Raw genomic sequence first — 16,613 nt, 5'->3', positions numbered from 1 at the left:
GCGGCTCAGCGCGGGCCCGCGGCCGCGGCGGCCTCGTCGCGGACGGCGTCGCCGACGGCGATCGCCGTCGTGTTGCCCCGCTCGAGCTTCCGGTTGCGACGGGCGATCACGAAGAGCACGACGGCGAACAGGATGCTCGGGACCGTCACCGTGATGGCGTACTGCAGCGGCGTGAGCACGCCGACGAGCTGTCCGCCGACGAGCGGGCCGAAGGCGACGCCGGCGAGGTAGAAGCCGGACACGAGCACGCCGGTGCGCCCGGTGACGTCCATGATCGCGGCGAGGCCCGCGTACAGCACCAGGATCGCGCCGTACATCGCGCCCCAGACGAGGATCGCGACGGTGTAGGCGACCGGCGTGGTGCTCGTGACCATGACGAACTTCGTGAGCGTGCTCAGCGCGATGATGAGCACGAAGGACCAGCTGCGGCCGATCCAGCGCAGGGCGAGCGGAGCGAGCAGGGCGCCCACGAGACCGCCGAGCACCTTGCCGGAGAGCAGCGCGCTGTTGGTCTCCGGCGAGATCTGGGACTGCTGCGCGAGCACGCTGGTCATCGAGTAGACCATGTCCTCGGTGAGCGACCACAGCAGGATCGACGCGGCGAAGGCGAATGCCGCGCCGCCCATGGTGCGCCGCAGGCGCGCGTCGCCAGCGGAGGCGCCCGCGCCGGCGGCCGGGGCGGGCGCGAGGGCGCTCTCGGGCAGGTTCGGCAGCCCGCCGGCGAGGAGGAGGCCGACGACGCCCAGCGCCGCGATGACGACGAGCACGGAGCGGAGGTCGTTGTGGAAGAGCGGGGCGATCGCGAGCAGCGCCGACGCGCCCAGGCGGTTGATGATCATGATCGTGGTGACGGTCTTGTCGGGGTTCCGCGTGGAGGAGGCCGCGGCCGTTCCGGTCGCGATCATGATGCCCGCGCCGATCCCGCCGACGATGAGCCCGCCCATGACGGTCGGCACCGTGAGCACCGCTGAGGGGACGCCGTAGCCGATCACCATGAGCACGAGTCCGATGCGACCGAGCCTGGGGCGGTCGGCGCGTGCGATGAAGCGGTTCGTCACGAACATCGCGAGCGCCGAGCCGGCGGTCATGCCGGTCGTGAGCGCGCCGGCCGCGGCGATGTCGACCCCGAGATCCTGGACCATGGCGGCGATGAGCACGGGCACGAGGTTCGCGGCCATGAGCGCGAAGACCCAGGTGCCGACGAAGCCGAAGATCACCCGGCCGGTGAGCGCGGCGAGGCCGCTCGGCGCGGATGCGGGGGGAGCTGAGTTCACGGGGGACTCCTTTGTCGTGTGGGGGCGTGGCGGGGCGCCGATACGCGGCGCGGAACGATGCGGGAACGTTCCCGCATCGTGCGGGATCCCACTCTACGTCGCCGGAGCCCTCCGCGCAAAACGGGGCGACCCGGCCGGCTGCGTGAGCTGCTCGACCTCCTAGACTGTGGGCATGACAGGGGCCGGCGTGACGATCATCGACATCGCGCGGGCGCTCGGAATCTCCAAGACCGCGGTGTCCTCCGCCCTGCACGGCAGCGGCAGGGTCTCGGACGCGACGCGCGCACGCGTGCTCGCGCAGGCCGAGGCCATGGGGTACGTCTCGAATCGCGCCGCGCAACGGCTCCGGGGCGGGCAGCACGGGGCCATCGGGCTGCAGATCCCCCCGGACGTGCGCGAGCTCGCCTTCTACATGGAGTTCGCCTTCGGGGTCGCCGACGCCGCGGCCGAGGCGGGGAGCGACCTGCTCCTGCTCGCGGCCCCCGGGGCGAGCCGCCGCTCGCGCCCCGCGATCGACGGGCTGCTGTCCATCGATCCGACGCCCGAGCACTTCCCCCCGATGCTCGCGGGGCTCGGCGATGTGCCGGTCGTCGCCGTCGGCGAGTACCGCGGCCCCGAGCGCGAGCGGGTCACCGCCTGGATCGCCGCCGACCATCGCGGCCTCGTGCGCGAGGTGCTCGACGAGCTCGAGCGGCGCGGCGCCGGATCGCCCGCGCTCGTCGCGCTGCCGTCCGACCGCGAGCCGCTGTGGGCCAGCGACGTCACCGCGGGGTACTCCGAATGGTGCGCGGAGCGGGGCATCGATCCGCTCGTCCTCCGCTCCGAGATCGATGCGGACGCCGACGCGCTCGACGCGCTCCTCGAGCGGGCGGCCGCCGGGGGGCGCGACGGCATCGTCTGGGTGGCGCAGGGGTGGGTGCTCCGCGCGATCGCGGTCGAGGCCGTGCGCGGCGCCCAGCGCTTCGTCATGGCCACGATGGCCACCGAGCCGGCGTCCGCCCACCTCGTCGGCGTGGACCTGCGTCCCCGCGCGTACGGACGCGCCGCGGCGGCCCTGCTGCTGCGCGCGATCGATGGCGCGTCGGCACCGGGCGAGCACCTCGTGCACGAGGCGCGGCTCGTCGCGCCGCCCGTGCACTGAGCGCCCTCCCGTCGGCGCCGGGCTCCGGCTCCTCGCCCGCGCTCACCGCGAAGCCCGTGCACCCCGCGCACCCCGCGAAGCCCGTGCCGCCCGCGAAACCCTGTGAAGTGCGCGAGACCCCACGAAGCTCGCGAACCCCTACGTTCTTGACGGGGAATTTCGTAGGAGCTCGCGAGTTTCGTAGGGTCTCGCGATCCGGTGCCGGATCGGGTCGAGCGGGATCGGAGCGGGTTGAACGACACCGGGATCGGGATCGGGTCGAACGGGATCGGGATCAGGCCGGCCCGGCTCCCGCGAGCAGCTCGCGCACGCGCGGGATCACCTCCGCGCCGTAGAGGCCGATGCTCTCCATGAGCTGCGCGTGCGGCATGGTGCCGTTCGCGTACTTGAGATCGAAGCGGTCGGCGCCGAGCGTCGCGACGGTCTCCGCGATCCGCCGCGCGACGGTCTCGGGAGACCCGACGTAGAGCGAGCCCGCATCGGCCTCCTGCTCGAACTCCGCCCGCGTCGTCTCGGGCCAGCCGCGGTCGGCGCCGATCCGGTTCCGGTTCGCGGCGAAGTGCGGCCAGAGCTCGTCGCGCGCCCGGGCGTCGCTCGCGGCGATGTGGCCGGGGGAGTGCACACCGAGCGGCATCGGCGCGCCGCCGAGCTCCTCCTGCGCCTGCCGGTAGAGATTGGCGAACGGCAGGAACCTCGCCGGGGCGCCGCCGATGATGGCGAGCATCATGGGAATCCCGACCCGGACCGAGCGGAGCACGGACTGCGGGCTGCCGCCGACGCCGATCCACGCGCCCACGCCCCCGGGTCGCTCCGTCTTCGGGAACACCTCCTGCTCCACGAGCGGACTGCGGTGCCGCCCCGACCACGTCACCGGACCCTCGCCGCGGAGCCTCGCGAAGAGCTCGAGCTTCTCGGAGAACAGCGCGTCGTAGTCGGCGAGGTCGTAGCCGAAGAGCGGGAAGGACTCGGTGAAGGAGCCGCGCCCGAGAATGACCTCGGCGCGACCGGAGCTCACCGCGTCGAGCGTCGCGAAGCGCTCGTACACCCGCACGGGGTCGTCGCTCGAGAGCACGGTGACGCCCGTGCCGAGCAGGATCCGCTCGGTGCGCCCCGCGATGGCGGCGAGGGCGATCTCGGGCGAGCTCAGGGCGAAATCGTCGCGGTGATGCTCGCCGAGCGTGATCGCGTCGACGCCGAGCCCGTCTGCGAGAACGGCCTGTTCGACGACGTCGCGGATCACCTGGGCGTGGCTCGACCGGCCCCCGTCGGGAGCGAGGGTGACATCGCCGAAGGTGTCGAGGCCGAGGTGCACCGGGTGCGCGGGGGCGGCATCGCTCGGGCCGGAGGCTGCCGGGCCGGAGGTCGCCGGGCCGGTGGACACCGGGCCCGAGCCATCCCGTCCGTCGCCGGGGGTCGTGGAGGTTTCGCTCATACCCCCGTCAACCCCGGCGCGATCGCGGCTATTCCGCTCGCCTTCAGCGGATCCGCGCACGCTCCGCGCGTCCGCGCCGGCTCAGCGGGCTCGGGCGGAGACGAGGTAGCCGACGACCGCCCCGGCGGCGAAGAGGAGCGCGGGCCAGACCCAGAACCAGCCGAGGAAGAGCAGGCCGGCGGCCGCGGCGGCGAGCAGGAGCAGCTCGAACAGCGCCTGCGCGAAGCGGTCGACGCGCAGCACGGGCCGGGGCGAGAGGAAGAGCGCCCAGAGCAGTACGGCGAGCACGAGGACGCCGAGGCCGGTGAGGATCCCGGGGAACGGCAGCGGCCAGGCCAGGAAGCCCCACACGGTCACCGAAACGACGGCGAGGAGGTGGATGAGGCTGCGGATGAGCTGCAGGATCGGGCGCGCGGTCTCGGAGGCTTCGGTCACCCCTTCAGTCTACCGGCCCTGCGCCGGGCTCCCGCCCGGCACTTGCCTCGCATCGGACGAGGTCGGAACGTCTGGTGGTCCACCGCGGGGAACTCCAAGTGGTCCATTCAACATTGCTGCTTTACTGTCGATGAATAGACCAACATGCGCTGCGGGATCCCGGAGCGACGCCGTCCGACCGCCGTGAGGAGGAACCGTGCCCGCAGCCGAGTCGACGATGCCGACCGCCGCGCGCGGCGTCCGGATCCTCGACGACGTCGGAGGGTTCGCACCGCCCGGCCGGGTGAGCTGGGCCGGCGGCCGTTTCGCGCTCGGGGAGGGCAGCGCGCGAGCGGACCCCGAGCCCGAGCTCGACGGCTCCGGGCTCTGGATGATCCCCGGCCTCGTCGACGCCCATCTGCACGCCGGATGGCACGCCTTCGACGCCGCGGAGCGCGCGCGACTGGGCGCCGAGCGGACCCGTCGCGCGACCGCCGACGGCCTCGCCCGCACGCTCGCCTCCGGCGTCACGAGCATCCGCGACGCCGGCGGACTGGACGCCGGCCTGCTGGCCGGGATCCCGAGCACGCGCCGGCCGCGGACGCAGCGCTCCGAGCGGCCCCTCGGCCCCGAGGAGGCCGAGGCGGCCGGCGGCCTCGGGCCCGCCGTCGAGGCGGTGCTCGCCACCGGGGCGCCCTGGGTGAAGATCATCGCGACGCGCGGCGTCGCCGCCCCGCCCGAGCTCGCGCTCGATCCGATCTTCGCGCGCTCCGAGCTCGCCGACGCCGTGCGCCGCGCCGCCGCCGCGGGCGCCCGCGTCATGGTGCACGCGTGGGGCGGCCGGGCGATCGACGACGCCATCGCGGCGGGGGCGGCGAGCCTCGAGCACGGCATCTTCCTCACCGACGCGCAGGCGGCGGCGGCGGCCGAGGCCGGCCTCGTGCTGGTTCCGACACTGCGCATCTACCGGCTCGTGCAGCGCATGATCGCCGCCGGCGCGCTGCCGGCCGCGTTCCGCGCCCGCGTCGACGATGCCGTCGCCGCCCACCCCCGCGCCGTGCGCCGCGCGCGCGACGCGGGGCTCCCGATCGCGCTCGGCACCGATTACGGCACGCCGGAGCAGCACGGCACCGGGCGCCTCGAGTTCGACGCGCTCGTGGACGCCGGTCTCACCCCGGAGGAGGCGCTCATCGCCGCCACGCGCACGGGCGCGCGCATGCTCGCCGGCGCCGGCGCCCGGAGCGGCGCTCCGCGCGCGGACGAGCTCGCCGGCCGCATCGCGGACGGAGCCGACGCCGACGCCGTGATCCTGCGCCGCGACCCGAGAGAGCCGGGAGCGCTGAGCGCACCGGATGCGGTGGCGGCCGTGCTCCTGGACGGACGTCTCCTCGATCCCGCCGAGCTCGCCGATCCCGCCGAGCCCACCCCCGAATCCGCCCCCGAAAGGACGTTCCCGTGACCGCTTCACGCTCCCCGCGCCGCGCCGCGCTCGCCGTCGCCGCGCTCGTCGCGGCCCTCGCCCTCTCCGCCTGCGGCGGGAGCGCCGCGCCGAGCACGCCGAGTACCGACCCCGTCAGCGGCGGCACGCTCACCTTCGGCCGCGTCGCCTCCGCGAACGACCTCGATCTGCACCAGCAGATCACGGCGAACAACGCCTTCGCGATCGACAAGGTCTTCGAACCGCTCGTCGCATTCGACGAGCAGGGGGAGATCGGGCCCTGGCTCGCCGACTACGAGGTCAGCGACGACGGCCTCGAGTACGTCTTCACGCTGCGCGACGGCCTGCAGTTCTCGGACGGCTCCGACGTCGTCCCGGAGGACGTCGTCTTCTCGCTGAACCGCCACCTCGAGCTCGGCGGTCCGCTGCCGCTCGAAGCGCCCATCGCGTCGATCGAGGCGAGCGGGGACCGCGAGGTCACGATCGCGCTCAGCGGACCCTACACGCCCTTCCTCTCGGAGCTCGCGAGCTTCTCGAACGGCATCCTGCCCGCCGACTTCGGGGGCGCGAGCGAGGAGGAGTTCTTCGAGCGGCCCATCGGCACCGGCCCCTTCGCGGTCTCCGAATGGGATCCGAACGGGGACCTCGTGTTCGTGAAGAACACGCACTACTGGCAGGAGGGCAAGCCCTACCTCGATTCCCTCGTCTACCGCTTCGTCGCCGACGACACGCAGCTGCGGCAGCAGCTCCAGGCCGGCCAGATCGACGCGATCGACACGGTGCCGGCGACGAACGCCGCCGAGATCGGTGCGACCGGCGGCACCGTGCTCTCCGAGACGCCCGGGTGGTCCACCGAGCAGGTGTTCTTCAACACCCAGCGCGAGGAGTTCGCGGACGTGCACGTCCGCCGCGCGATCGCGCAGGCCCTCGACCGCGACGGCATCACGGAGGCGACCACCTTCGGCACCGCCGAGGTCGCGAACGCGCTGCTGCCCCCGACGATCACGTATTCGGCCGACGACTCGGTGGAGGCGCTCGAGTACGATCCGGAGGCCGCGCGGGCCGAGCTCGCCGAGTCCGCGTACCCCGACGGCTTCGAGGTCACGCTGCTCATCGCGAGCGGCAACGCCCAGCGCGCGCAGATCGCGCAGATCGTCCAGGAGTCGCTCGCGAAGATCGGCATCACGGTGGAGATCGAGCAGCTCGACATCGCGGTGTTCCGCGAGCGCTTCTTCGCGTACGACTTCGACTTCATGCTCAACAGCGGCCAGTCGGACGCGCCCGACCCGAACGGCTTCATCACCTTCCAGGCCGATCCCGAGGGCTTCAGCAAGTCGTACTGGACCCACTACACGAACGAGCGTGTCACCGAGCTCATGCACGAGGGGCGCACGACGCCCGCGGGCGCGGGGCGCGAGGCGATCTACGGGGAGATCCAGCAGATCCTCGCCGACGAGGTGCCCTACATCCCGCTCTTCTTCCCCGCGAATCTCAAGGCGACGAGCGAGGCGGTGCAGGGCTTCGCGGTGCTTCCGAACGGCAGCGTCCGCTTCCAGGACGTCTGGCTGTCCGAGGGCGCATAGCCCGCGGCCCGCGGATCCCGGACGGATCCGAGGGCCGCGGGCCGCGGGTAGGGTGAGTGCGTGGTGAGGCGAGCGGCGGCGGCGGCGGGACGCGCGCTCGCGCGCGTCGTGCCCGTCGTCCTCGGCGTGGTCATCGCGGTGTTCTTCCTCCTCCGGCTCGTCCCCGGCGACCCTGCGGCCATGATCCTCGGGGAGCGGGCGACGCCCGAGGCGCTCGCCGCGCTCCGGGCCGAGCTGGGCCTCGACCAGCCGCTGTGGCGGCAGTTCTCGGACTTCCTGTGGGGCGTCCTCACCCGCTTCGATACGGGGGACTCGCTCGTCTCCGGCGTCCCGACGCGCGAACTGATCCTCGCGAAGGCGCCGATCAGCCTCGGGATCGTGGTCTTCGCGGTGGGGCTCGCCGTCGTCATCGCGGTGCCGCTCGCGCTCGCGGCGGCGCTCCGCAAGGACGGCTGGGCCGATCACGTCGTGCGCGTGCTCCCCGCGGTCTTCATGGGCATGCCGCTGTTCTGGATCGGGCTCCTGCTCATCATCGTGTTCGCGGTGCAGCTGCAGTGGCTCCCGGTCGGGGGCGTCGGATCGGGGCCGGGCGAGCCGCTGCGGAGCCTCGTGCTGCCCGCGCTCGCCGTGGCGCTCGGCCTCGCGCCGCCGCTCGTGCGCTCGCTGCGCGCGCAGCTGCTCGAGGTGCTGCAGTCCGATTTCGTCACGACGCTCCGAGCGGCCCGGATCCCCGAGCGCACCATCATCTGGCGCCACGTGGTCCGCGGCGCTGCGCTCCCGGCGCTCACGCTGCTGAGCGTGAACACCGCGTACCTCATCGGGGGCACGCTCGTCGTGGAGCAGGTGTTCGGCATCAACGGCCTCGGCACCCTGCTCTTCCAATCGATCGGCAGCCGGGACTTCCCCGTGGTGCAGGGGATCGCCCTCGCCTGCGCGCTGCTCGTCGTGCTGGTCACGGGACTCGCGGGGGCCGCGTCGGCGGCGCTGGATCCGCGGCTGCGCCGCGCCGGATCCGCGGACCCGCGCCGCCGCGCCGGGGCGGCGCGATGAGGGTGCTCGCGCGCATGCGCGCCTCCTCGACGTTCGTGTCAGGGACGATCCTGACGGCCGCGATCCTGCTCATCGCCGCGCTCGCGCCGATCCTCGCGCCGTACCCGCCGAACGCCCAGCGGCTCACCGGCGGCCTGCTGCCGCCGTCGCCCGAGCACTGGCTGGGCACCGATCAGCTCGGCCGCGACGTGCTCTCCCGCCTGCTCCTCGCGGCGCAGACGGATCTCGGCATCGCGGCGGCGGCCGCGATCGCGCCCTTCGCGATCGGGGTGACGGTCGGGCTCGTCTCCGGATACTTCGGCGGCGCCGTCGACTGGACGATCTCCCGCGTCACGGACACGGTCATCGCCTTCCCGTTCTACGTGATCGTCATCGCGCTCGTGTTCGCCGTCGGCGCGGGGGCGCCCGGCATCGTGGTCGCCTTCGCGCTCGTCGGGTGGGTCGGCTACGCCCGCGTGCTGCGCGCCATGACGGCGGCGCTGCGCGACGCCGGCTGGGTGCGCGCGGCGCGCGGCGGCGGCCTCTCCCACGCGCGGGTGCTCCTGCGGCACATCCTCCCGAACGTGCTGCCGCAGGCCGTCGTGCTGCTCGCCACCGAGATCGTGCTCATCATGGTCGCCATCGTCACGCTCGGCTACCTCGGGCTCGGGATCCAGCCGCCGACCCCCGATTGGGGCACGATGATCTCCGACGCCCAGCCCTTCGTGACGAGCCACTGGTGGCTCGCCGCCGTGCCGGGCCTCGCGGTCGTGCTCGTCGGCGTCGCGCTCTCGCTCCTCGGCGACGGGATCGGCGATGTGCTGCGGGTCGGCGCGCCCGCACCGCGCACCCGCCGCGGGCGCGTGCGCAGCGGCCCCCGGGATCGCCGGCTCCGGGGAAGCCGGGGCGGCCGCTCCGGGGGCGGGGCGCCGGGCGCGGCCCACGGGGCACCGGGCGCGGTCCGCGGAGCGACGAGCGCGGCGCCCGCACTGGGGGCGGCACCCGCACCGGGGGCGGTGCGGGTGCGCGGGCTCCGGATCACGGCCGAGCGGCCCGGGGCGCTCGTCGACGGCATCGATCTCGACGCGGCGCCCGGCGAAGCGCTCGGCATCGTCGGGGAGTCGGGATCGGGGAAGAGCCTGACGCTGCGCGCCCTGCTCGGCATGCCGCCGGGCGGCACGCGCGTCGCCGCCGACGAGCTCAGCATCGGCGGCCGCGTCGGCATGGTGTTCCAGGATCCGATGACCGCGCTCGACCCCCTCACCCGGGTCGGGGTCCAACTCCGAGAGGCCGTCGACGCTGGACCGTACAGCGGCCCGGACCGCGGGGCGCGCGTGCGCGAGCTGCTCGCGCAGGTGGAGCTGCGGGACGCTGAGCGCATCGCGCGCTCCTACCCCCACGAGCTCTCGGGCGGCCAGCGCCAGCGCATCGTCATCGCGATGGCCCTCGCCGGGGACCCGGCGGTGCTGCTCTGCGACGAGCCGACGACCGCCCTCGACGTGACCGTGCAGCGCCAGGTGCTCGACCTCCTCGACGGGCTGCGCCGCCGCCGAGGCATCACGCTCGTGCTCGTCAGCCACGACCTCGCGGTGGTCGCGGGGACCTGCGCGCGCATCGTGGTCATGCGCGACGGCCGGATCGTCGAATCGGGGAAGACCGCCCGCGTGGTGCGGCAGGCGCGCGACCCCTACACCCGCGCGCTTCTCGACGCCGTGCCGGTGCTGCCGGATCCGGCGCCGCCCCGGCCCGTGCCGGGCGAGCCCGAGGGCGCCGCGCCGGTGGCGTCGGGGCCGGTGCGCTCCGGGGCGGCGGCGGATCCCGCTCCGGGCGCCGCGCCGGCGCCGGTCGCCGAGGCGCCGGCACTGCTCGAGGCGCGCGGAGTCGCCGTCCGCTACGGGGAGCGCACCGCGGTCGCCGACGTGTCCTTCGCCCTGCCGCGCGGCGGGGCTCTGGGCGTGGTCGGGGAATCCGGCTCGGGCAAGACGAGCCTCGCGCACGCGCTCGTCGGCGTCCTCGCCACCGCGGGCGGCGAGATCCGCCTCGCGGGCGCGCCGCTGCCCGCTCGGCGCAGCCGGGCGCAGCTGCGCCGCATCCAACTCGTGCCGCAGGATCCGGCCTCGACGCTCAACCCGCGGCTGAGCGTCGGCGCCGCGCTCGGCGAGCTGCTGCGCGTGCACGGGACCGGCCGCGGCGCGGCGGATCCGCGAGCGGCGGTGCGCGACCGGATCTCGGAGCTACTCGGGCTCGTCGGGCTCGCCCCGGAGATCGCCCGTGCGTTCCCGAACGAGCTCTCCGGCGGGCAGCGCCAGCGGGTCGCGCTCGCCCGTGCGCTCGCGGTCTCGCCTGAGGTGCTCGTCGCCGACGAGCCGACGAGCGCGCTCGACGTCTCCGTCCAGGCCGGAGTCGTCGACCTGCTCCGCAGGCTCCAGCGGGAGCTCGGGCTCGGGCTCGTCTTCGTCTCGCACGACCTCGCCGTGGTGCACGAGCTGTGCGACCGCGTGCTCCTCATGCGCGAGGGCCGGGTCGTCGAGCAGGCCGGCGCCGAGTTCTTCCGCGCCCCGCGGAGCGCCTACGGGCGCGAGCTGCTGAGCGCCGTCCCGCGCATGCCCCGCGGCTGATCGCGCCGCCGCGCTGGCAGCCCATGACGCGCGCGACCGCGTCGGACCCTCCCCGTGCGCCCGCGGTGATTGGTACGCTCGAGGCACGGGTGCACCTCGCGCGCGAGCGGTGCCGCATCCGCGGCGCCCCGGCACGAGGCGCGCGGAGGATCGAGCACCGAGAGGAGACACGCGATGGACGGCATCATGAACTGGCTCGACCGACTGGTCGACGGCTCGCTCGTCGCCGGCGGCGTCTTCCTCATCATCGGCATCGTCGGGGGACTGCTCCTGCTCGTCTCGCTCGTGCTCGACGGCATCTTCGACGCCTTCGACTTCGGGGACGGCCCGCTCAGCCTCACGACGATCGCCGCCTTCGCCGCGATCTTCGGCTTCACGGCGTTCGCGAGCGTCGGCGCCGGCATGTCGACCTCGATCGCGGCCGTGCTCGGCGCGCTCGCCGGCCTCATCGGTGCGGCGGCCGCCTGGTGGCTCTCCCGCTTCATCCGGAGCGCGGAGTCGAACACCTCGGTCAGCGGCGACGAGCTGGTGGGGTCCATCGGCGCCGTCGTGCTCGCGATCCCCGAGAACGGGCTCGGGGAGGTCGCCGTCACGCGGCACGGCGAGCGGATCTCGCTCGCGGCGTCGGCCGACACCGCCATCGCGCGTGGCACCGCGGTGCGCGTCGTCCAGACGATCACCTCCACCTCCGTGCGGGTCGAGCCGGCCGCGTCCGCGCCGCCGGCGGAGGCGCCGCCCACCACCCCCTAACCCCACAGGACCGAACCCCAGGGAGACTGCATGTTCCTCGCAAGCCCGGCGATCGTCGGCATCTTCGGCGCGGTGATCGCGCTGGTGCTCGTCGCACTCGTCATCATCAAGCGCTACCGCATCGCCAAGCCAGACGAGGCGATCATCGTGACGGGGGGCAAGGGCAAGGAGATCGTCGACGCCGCGGGCAATCGCAGCCGCGACCTCTCCGGGCAGAAGGTCGTCACGGGCGGCGGCGTCTTCGTCGTGCCGTTCGTGCAGAAGTCCTTCACCATCTCCCTGCGCTCGCGCCGCCTCTCCATCACCACCGAGGCGCAGACGACGGACGGCATCACCATCCAGGCTCAGGCCGTCGCCGTCGTGAAGGTCGGGGGGACGCAGGAGATGATCCGCGCGGCCGCGCAGCGATTCCTCTCCAACTCCGATGAGATCGACGAGTCCACGCAGGAGGTGCTCTCGGGCTCGCTGCGCTCCATCATCGGCGGCCTCACCGTGCTGCAGATCATCCGCGATCGCGCCGTCGTCGCGCAGAGCGTGCTCGAGGCCGCGGAGGAGGCGCTCACGAAGCAGGGGCTCGTGGTCGACACCCTCCAGATCCAGGAGATCCGGGACGGCGCCGACTACATCACGAACATCGGCCGACCGGAGGCCGCGAAGGTGCGCCAGGCCGCCGACATCGCCGAGACGAACGCCTACCAGGCCTCGCAGGAGGCGAAGATCGCCGCCGAGCAGGTGCTCGTCGACCGCAATCGGGAGCTCAAGCTGCGCCAGGCCGCCGTGCAGGTGGAGACGGACAAGGCGACGGCCCAGGCCTCCGCGGCCGAGCCGCTCGAGCAGGCGATCCAGCAGCAGGCCATCGTCGAGCAGCAGCAGATCACCGCGCAGCGCGAGGTCGCGCTGAAGACCGAGCAGCTGAACGCGGACGTGCGCGCGGTCGCGGAGGCCGAGGCGTACCGGGTCGAGGCGCTGGCGAAGGCCGAGGCCTCGGCCGCCGTCTCCGCCGCCGAGGGCCGCGCGAAGGCCGTGGAGCGCGAGGGCCTCGCGAGCCGCGCCGCGCGCATCGCGGCGTCCGAGGCGCTCGAGGCCGAGGGGCGCGCCGAGGCGGCCGCGCTCGAGGCGAAGGGCACCGCCGAGGCCGCGGCGATCGATGCCCGTGCCCGCGCGCTCGAGACGCAGTCCCAGGCGGTGCTCGCGCAGGAGCTCATCCACCTGCTCCCCGAGATCGCGGGCGAGTACGCCCAGGCGATCGGCGCGATCGACAATATGACCGTCGTCTCGGCCGACGGCACCTCGAAGGTCGCGGGCGACGCGATGGGCAACATCAAGGGTCTGCTCGAGATGGCGCGCGAGACCGTCGGCGTGGACCTCGTCGGCATGCTCAACGGGGTGGTCGCCGGAGGGGCGGCCGGCGCGGCCGCGGGACGCGCCGCGCAGGCGGGCGGTCGCCGCGACGACGCGATCGAGGCCGCCGACGCGGCGTCGCGGGGCGTCGCCGACGCCGCCGCCCACGCCGCGGATGAGGCGTCCGACGCCGCGCACGCGGCCGCCAGGGCCGCGGAATCGGCCGCGCGGACCGCCGCCGACGCGGCGCAGCAGGCCGGCGACACCGTGGCGGACGGCGCGCGCGGTGCGGCGGCGGCACCGTCGCAGCAGGCAGAATAGGGGCATGCCCTCCCGCACCCCCCACTCGATGACGGCGGAGGTCGAGTCCCTGCTCGGCCCCGCTCCGGCGAGCCTCGCGCAGCCGGAGGTCGTGGTACTGCGGTTCCGGCGCCACGGCATCCGGCTCGTGCCGCCGCTCGTCGTGCTCGTCGCGATCGCCGCAGCGGCCGGGTACTGGGTCGGTGCGCTTCCGGCGATCTGGATGAATCTGCTGGCGGGGGCCGGGGCGATCCTCCTCGGCTTCGGCCTCGGGGTCGTCCCGGTGCTCGGCTGGCTCGCCCGGCGCACGACGGTCACCAGCCGCCGGGTGATCGTGCGTCGGGGCCTCCTCGCGCGGCACCGGTCCGAGCTCGCACTCTCCCGGGTGCGCGAGGTGCGGTCGCGGCGCGGCCTCGGGCAGCGGATGCGGGGCAGCGGCGACATCGAGCTCCTCCACGGCGCGGAATCGCTGCGGCTGGAGGACGTCCCTGGCGCGGAGCGCGTCGGCGATGCGCTGCAGGAGCTCATGGAGCGCAACTACGAGCACGCCACGCGAGCGCAGCTGCAGTACGGCGGTGCGCCGGGCCCGCAGGCGCCCGGACAGGCCGGACGGCCGTCCGCCGGGGATCCCGGCGCGAGCTTCTGGTAGCCCCCGCGACCGCCATCGGCGGCCCGCGGCGGTCCGTCACTCAGCTCGTGCGGGCGATGAGCACGTCGATGAGCTTCCCCGCGAGGTGCACGAGATGCTCGATCTCGTTCTCGTCGCGCTCGATCCACCGGTACTCCGGCTCGCCGACGGGCACGAAGTTCTCGTGGCGCTCCCACACCATGAGCGTGCGATCGGCGCCGAGGACGTACTGCTGCCACCAGATCTGCCTGAGGTAGTTGCGGGGGATGGAACGCCAGACCTTGTTGGTGGTCTTGATCTCCGCCAGCAGGATCGTCCCGTCCTCGCGGCAGCTCAGGCCGTCGGGCGTGGCGAGGTGGCGCAGGTCGCCCTCGGCGTGGAACAGCGCCTGGCTCGGGTCGATGCGGTGCTCGCGCTGCACCCACGCGGCGATCTCGGGCTCGCGGGCCTTGCCGTGATCGGTGTAGGCGTTCCCGCCGAAGCGGCTGCCGTGCAGCTTCTCGTGCGCCGCCGCCTCGATCGAACGCGGGGTGGAGAGCTTCGCGACATCCGTCGCGGTGATCCCGCGGGCCCTCGCCCGCATCCAGGCCATGCGATCGGTTCCGTCGGTGACCATGCGCGTGAGGTGGGGAGCGAGCAGTTCGGGCACGGATCCAGTCTCCCACGAACGCATCGCGGGGCGCCGCCGTGCGCTCCGGCGCGGCGGGCATCGCGCCGGAGGCGGTGAGTGCACGCATGGCATCACTGCACGGAGTTCGATGTTTTATAGCACGCCGCGAGCGGGACGGCGCCCCGCGGAGCAGTGAATCGGCTGTGAGTCCCGACGGTCCGGATCGGCGGTGCGCGAGGGGCGGGTGCGCCGTTTCCCGCGTGGTTCCGCGGAGCGGCGGCGGGAACGCCCCGTCGGGACCGCCCGCGCACGCCGGACGGGCTCCGACTCCGCACCGCGGAGTACATGCATTCCTCGGAGCGTGCCACTATGCTCGCTATGAAATTAGCCAGCTCCCTCGGGCGATGAGCCCGGGGGAGCTGGGCCAGTGAGGGGCGCGAGCGTTCGGTGCGCACATCCGTGTGCGTCGTCGCAGCGCTCGGGGGAGAGGAACGCCGAGGCGATTATGGAATCACACGCTCTGCAACGCGCCGACGGGGGCAAGATCCGCGCCCTCGTGGTGGATGACGAGGAGTCGATCACTCAGCTCGTCGCGATGGCCCTGCGCTACGAGGGCTGGGAGGTGGACACCGCCGCGAGCGGGCAGGAGGCGCTCGAGAAGATGCGCGCCTTCGAGCCCGACGTCGCGGTGCTCGACATCATGCTCCCCGACTTCGACGGCATGCAGCTGCTCGCCCGCATCCGCGCCGCCGGGGAGATGTTCCCCGTGCTCTTCCTCACCGCGCTCGACTCCGTCGAGGACCGGGTCAACGGGCTCACGGCGGGCGGCGACGACTACGTCGTCAAGCCGTTCAGCCTCGAGGAGCTCATCGCGCGCCTGCGCGGACTCGTGCGGCGCTCGCAGCTCACGCTCGCCGAGCAACCCGACCCGGTGCTGCGCGTCGGCGACCTGCAGCTCAACGAGGACAGCTACGAGGTCGAGCGCGCCGGCGAGGCGATCACCGTGACCAATACGGAGTTCGAGCTGCTGCGCTACCTCATGCGCAACCCGAACCGGGTGCTCTCCAAGGCGCAGATCCTCGACCGGGTGTGGGCCTACGACTTCACCGGCAAGTCCACCGTCGTCGAGCTCTACATCTCGTACCTGCGCAAGAAGATCGATTCGGGCCGGGACCCGATGCTCCATACGGTGCGCGGCGCCGGCTACATGCTCAAGTCGGCCGTCTGAGGGGCGAAGCGCGGGCGTTTGGGGGCGGGGCGGAGCTGTGGTAGGCTCTCTCCCGGCCCCAGACCGCCGGTACGGATCCCCTCGGGATCCCGGAACGTCCGCTCACGCGGAGACCAGCGCAGGTACGAATTTCCTTGAGCGACGGATCCCGATCCCGAACCCACTGAAGCTCCGTGCGTGCGCGCCGGAGCTTCTTCTCGTTTCCAGGGGAGGCTCCGAGCGGCACGGCCCCCGAGCGGCACCCGCCGCCCGGGTTCGACAAGCTAGGGAGCGCCATGGCTACGAAGGACGCTACGGTCGCCGATCTTCAGCAGCAGTTTGAAGAGTCGTCCGCCGTTCTGCTGACTGAGTACCGCGGTCTCACGGTTGCCGAGCTGCGGACTCTCCGCAACTCCATCCGCGAGCACGCGACGTACGCTGTGGCGAAGAACACGCTGACCAAGATTGCGGCCAACAACGCCGGGATCACCGCATTCGATGACGAGCTCGCCGGTCCTTCGGCGCTCGCCTTCGTGCACGGTGACACCGTCGCGGTCGCCAAGGCTCTGCGCGACTTCGCCAAGGCAAACCCTCTTTTGGTGGTGAAGGCTGGCTACTTCGATGGCAAGCCCCTGACCGCCGCTGAGGTAGGCAAGCTCGCCGATCTCGAGAGCCGCGAGGTGCTGCTGGCCAAGGCCGCCGGCGCCATGCAGGCTGCTCTGGTCGGAGCTGCACAGCTGTTCAACGCTCTGCCCGCCAAGGCCGCACGCGGCTTCGGCGCGCTGCAGGAGAAGCAGGACGCGTAAGGATCGGCCCCGGCCGAACCGACACATCGAACACCCGCCCGT

General features: G+C 73.4%; 14 protein-coding genes. 10 read left to right on the top strand and 4 right to left on the bottom strand.

Annotation, left to right across the window (positions count from 1 at the left end):
- Positions 1-5: 5 nt before the first annotated feature.
- Positions 6-1,274, bottom strand: coding sequence for an MFS transporter (locus MUN78_RS12870; protein ID WP_244726918.1), 1,269 nt, complete (start codon positions 1,272-1,274; stop codon positions 6-8).
- A 172-nt stretch (positions 1,275-1,446) separates the two neighbouring features.
- Here MUN78_RS12870 and MUN78_RS12865 point away from each other — a divergent pair, with 172 nt between their 5' ends.
- Complete coding sequence (locus tag MUN78_RS12865; protein WP_244726917.1) at positions 1,447-2,415, top strand: LacI family DNA-binding transcriptional regulator; 969 nt, start codon at positions 1,447-1,449, stop codon at positions 2,413-2,415.
- A 274-nt stretch (positions 2,416-2,689) separates the two neighbouring features.
- Here the strand turns inward: MUN78_RS12865 and MUN78_RS12860 are convergent, their stop codons facing one another.
- On the bottom strand, positions 2,690-3,847 hold the full coding sequence (locus MUN78_RS12860; RefSeq protein WP_244726916.1) for an LLM class flavin-dependent oxidoreductase: 1,158 nt from the start codon (positions 3,845-3,847) through the stop codon (positions 2,690-2,692).
- 81 nt (positions 3,848-3,928) lie between these two features.
- Positions 3,929-4,282: a DUF2568 domain-containing protein gene (locus MUN78_RS12855; RefSeq protein WP_244690428.1), complete on the bottom strand. Its 354-nt coding sequence runs from the start codon at positions 4,280-4,282 to the stop codon at positions 3,929-3,931.
- 196 nt (positions 4,283-4,478) lie between these two features.
- Here MUN78_RS12855 and MUN78_RS12850 point away from each other — a divergent pair, with 196 nt between their 5' ends.
- From MUN78_RS12850 to MUN78_RS12820, 7 genes are all read left to right on the top strand, one after another.
- Positions 4,479-5,720: an amidohydrolase family protein gene (locus MUN78_RS12850; RefSeq protein ID WP_244726915.1), complete on the top strand. Its 1,242-nt coding sequence runs from the start codon at positions 4,479-4,481 to the stop codon at positions 5,718-5,720.
- The gene (locus MUN78_RS12845; RefSeq protein ID WP_244726914.1) at positions 5,717-7,282 is read left to right on the top strand and encodes an ABC transporter substrate-binding protein; all 1,566 of its coding nucleotides are present in this window, start codon (positions 5,717-5,719) and stop codon (positions 7,280-7,282) included. Before MUN78_RS12850 ends, MUN78_RS12845 begins: the two co-directional genes overlap by 4 nt.
- 60 nt (positions 7,283-7,342) lie before the next feature.
- Complete coding sequence (locus MUN78_RS12840; protein ID WP_244726913.1) at positions 7,343-8,332, top strand: ABC transporter permease; 990 nt, start codon at positions 7,343-7,345, stop codon at positions 8,330-8,332.
- Positions 8,329-10,929: an ABC transporter ATP-binding protein/permease gene (locus MUN78_RS12835; protein ID WP_244726912.1), complete on the top strand. Its 2,601-nt coding sequence runs from the start codon at positions 8,329-8,331 to the stop codon at positions 10,927-10,929. The genes MUN78_RS12840 and MUN78_RS12835 overlap by 4 nt, the downstream gene beginning before the upstream one ends.
- Positions 10,930-11,103: 174 nt before the next feature.
- Positions 11,104-11,679, top strand: coding sequence for an NfeD family protein (locus tag MUN78_RS12830; protein WP_244726910.1), 576 nt, complete (start codon positions 11,104-11,106; stop codon positions 11,677-11,679).
- 30 nt (positions 11,680-11,709) lie between these two features.
- Complete coding sequence (locus MUN78_RS12825; protein WP_244726908.1) at positions 11,710-13,341, top strand: SPFH domain-containing protein; 1,632 nt, start codon at positions 11,710-11,712, stop codon at positions 13,339-13,341.
- A 4-nt stretch (positions 13,342-13,345) separates the two neighbouring features.
- Positions 13,346-13,969: a PH domain-containing protein gene (locus tag MUN78_RS12820; RefSeq protein WP_244726906.1), complete on the top strand. Its 624-nt coding sequence runs from the start codon at positions 13,346-13,348 to the stop codon at positions 13,967-13,969.
- Positions 13,970-14,009: 40 nt separating this feature from the next.
- On the opposite strand, the gene MUN78_RS12815 is transcribed toward MUN78_RS12820, so the two are convergent.
- Positions 14,010-14,621 carry a YqaJ viral recombinase family protein gene (locus MUN78_RS12815; RefSeq protein WP_244726905.1) on the bottom strand — a complete coding sequence of 204 codons (612 nt, stop codon included), beginning with the start codon at positions 14,619-14,621 and terminating at the stop codon, positions 14,010-14,012.
- A gap of 442 nt (positions 14,622-15,063) precedes the next feature.
- Between MUN78_RS12815 and MUN78_RS12810 the strand changes: the two genes are divergently transcribed.
- Both MUN78_RS12810 and rplJ read left to right on the top strand, forming a co-directional pair.
- Complete coding sequence (locus MUN78_RS12810; RefSeq protein ID WP_244726903.1) at positions 15,064-15,786, top strand: response regulator transcription factor; 723 nt, start codon at positions 15,064-15,066, stop codon at positions 15,784-15,786.
- 275 nt (positions 15,787-16,061) lie between these two features.
- On the top strand, positions 16,062-16,571 hold the full coding sequence (gene rplJ / locus MUN78_RS12805) for a 50S ribosomal protein L10 (RefSeq protein ID WP_244690408.1): 510 nt from the start codon (positions 16,062-16,064) through the stop codon (positions 16,569-16,571).
- Positions 16,572-16,613: the final 42 nt, after the last annotated feature.

The organism is Leucobacter allii (genome assembly GCF_022919155.1).
GTDB classification, from domain to species: Bacteria; Actinomycetota; Actinomycetes; order Actinomycetales; family Microbacteriaceae; genus Leucobacter; species Leucobacter allii.
This window is presented reverse-complemented; position numbering and strand designations above follow the sequence as displayed.

Bases quoted from the DNA above. Each gene is read 5' to 3' on its own strand.
- MUN78_RS12865 (WP_244726917.1), top strand. From the start codon at position 1,447: ATGACAGGGGCCGGCGTGACGATCATCGACATCGCGCGGGCGCTCGGA.
- MUN78_RS12860 (WP_244726916.1), bottom strand. From the start codon at position 3,847: ATGAGCGAAACCTCCACGACCCCCGGCGACGGACGGGATGGCTCGGGC.
- MUN78_RS12835 (WP_244726912.1), top strand. From the start codon at position 8,329: ATGAGGGTGCTCGCGCGCATGCGCGCCTCCTCGACGTTCGTGTCAGGG.
- MUN78_RS12830 (WP_244726910.1), top strand. From the start codon at position 11,104: ATGGACGGCATCATGAACTGGCTCGACCGACTGGTCGACGGCTCGCTC.
- MUN78_RS12825 (WP_244726908.1), top strand. From the start codon at position 11,710: ATGTTCCTCGCAAGCCCGGCGATCGTCGGCATCTTCGGCGCGGTGATC.
- MUN78_RS12820 (WP_244726906.1), top strand. From the start codon at position 13,346: ATGCCCTCCCGCACCCCCCACTCGATGACGGCGGAGGTCGAGTCCCTG.
- MUN78_RS12815 (WP_244726905.1), bottom strand. From the start codon at position 14,621: ATGCGTTCGTGGGAGACTGGATCCGTGCCCGAACTGCTCGCTCCCCAC.
- MUN78_RS12810 (WP_244726903.1), top strand. From the start codon at position 15,064: ATGGAATCACACGCTCTGCAACGCGCCGACGGGGGCAAGATCCGCGCC.
- rplJ (WP_244690408.1), top strand. From the start codon at position 16,062: ATGGCTACGAAGGACGCTACGGTCGCCGATCTTCAGCAGCAGTTTGAA.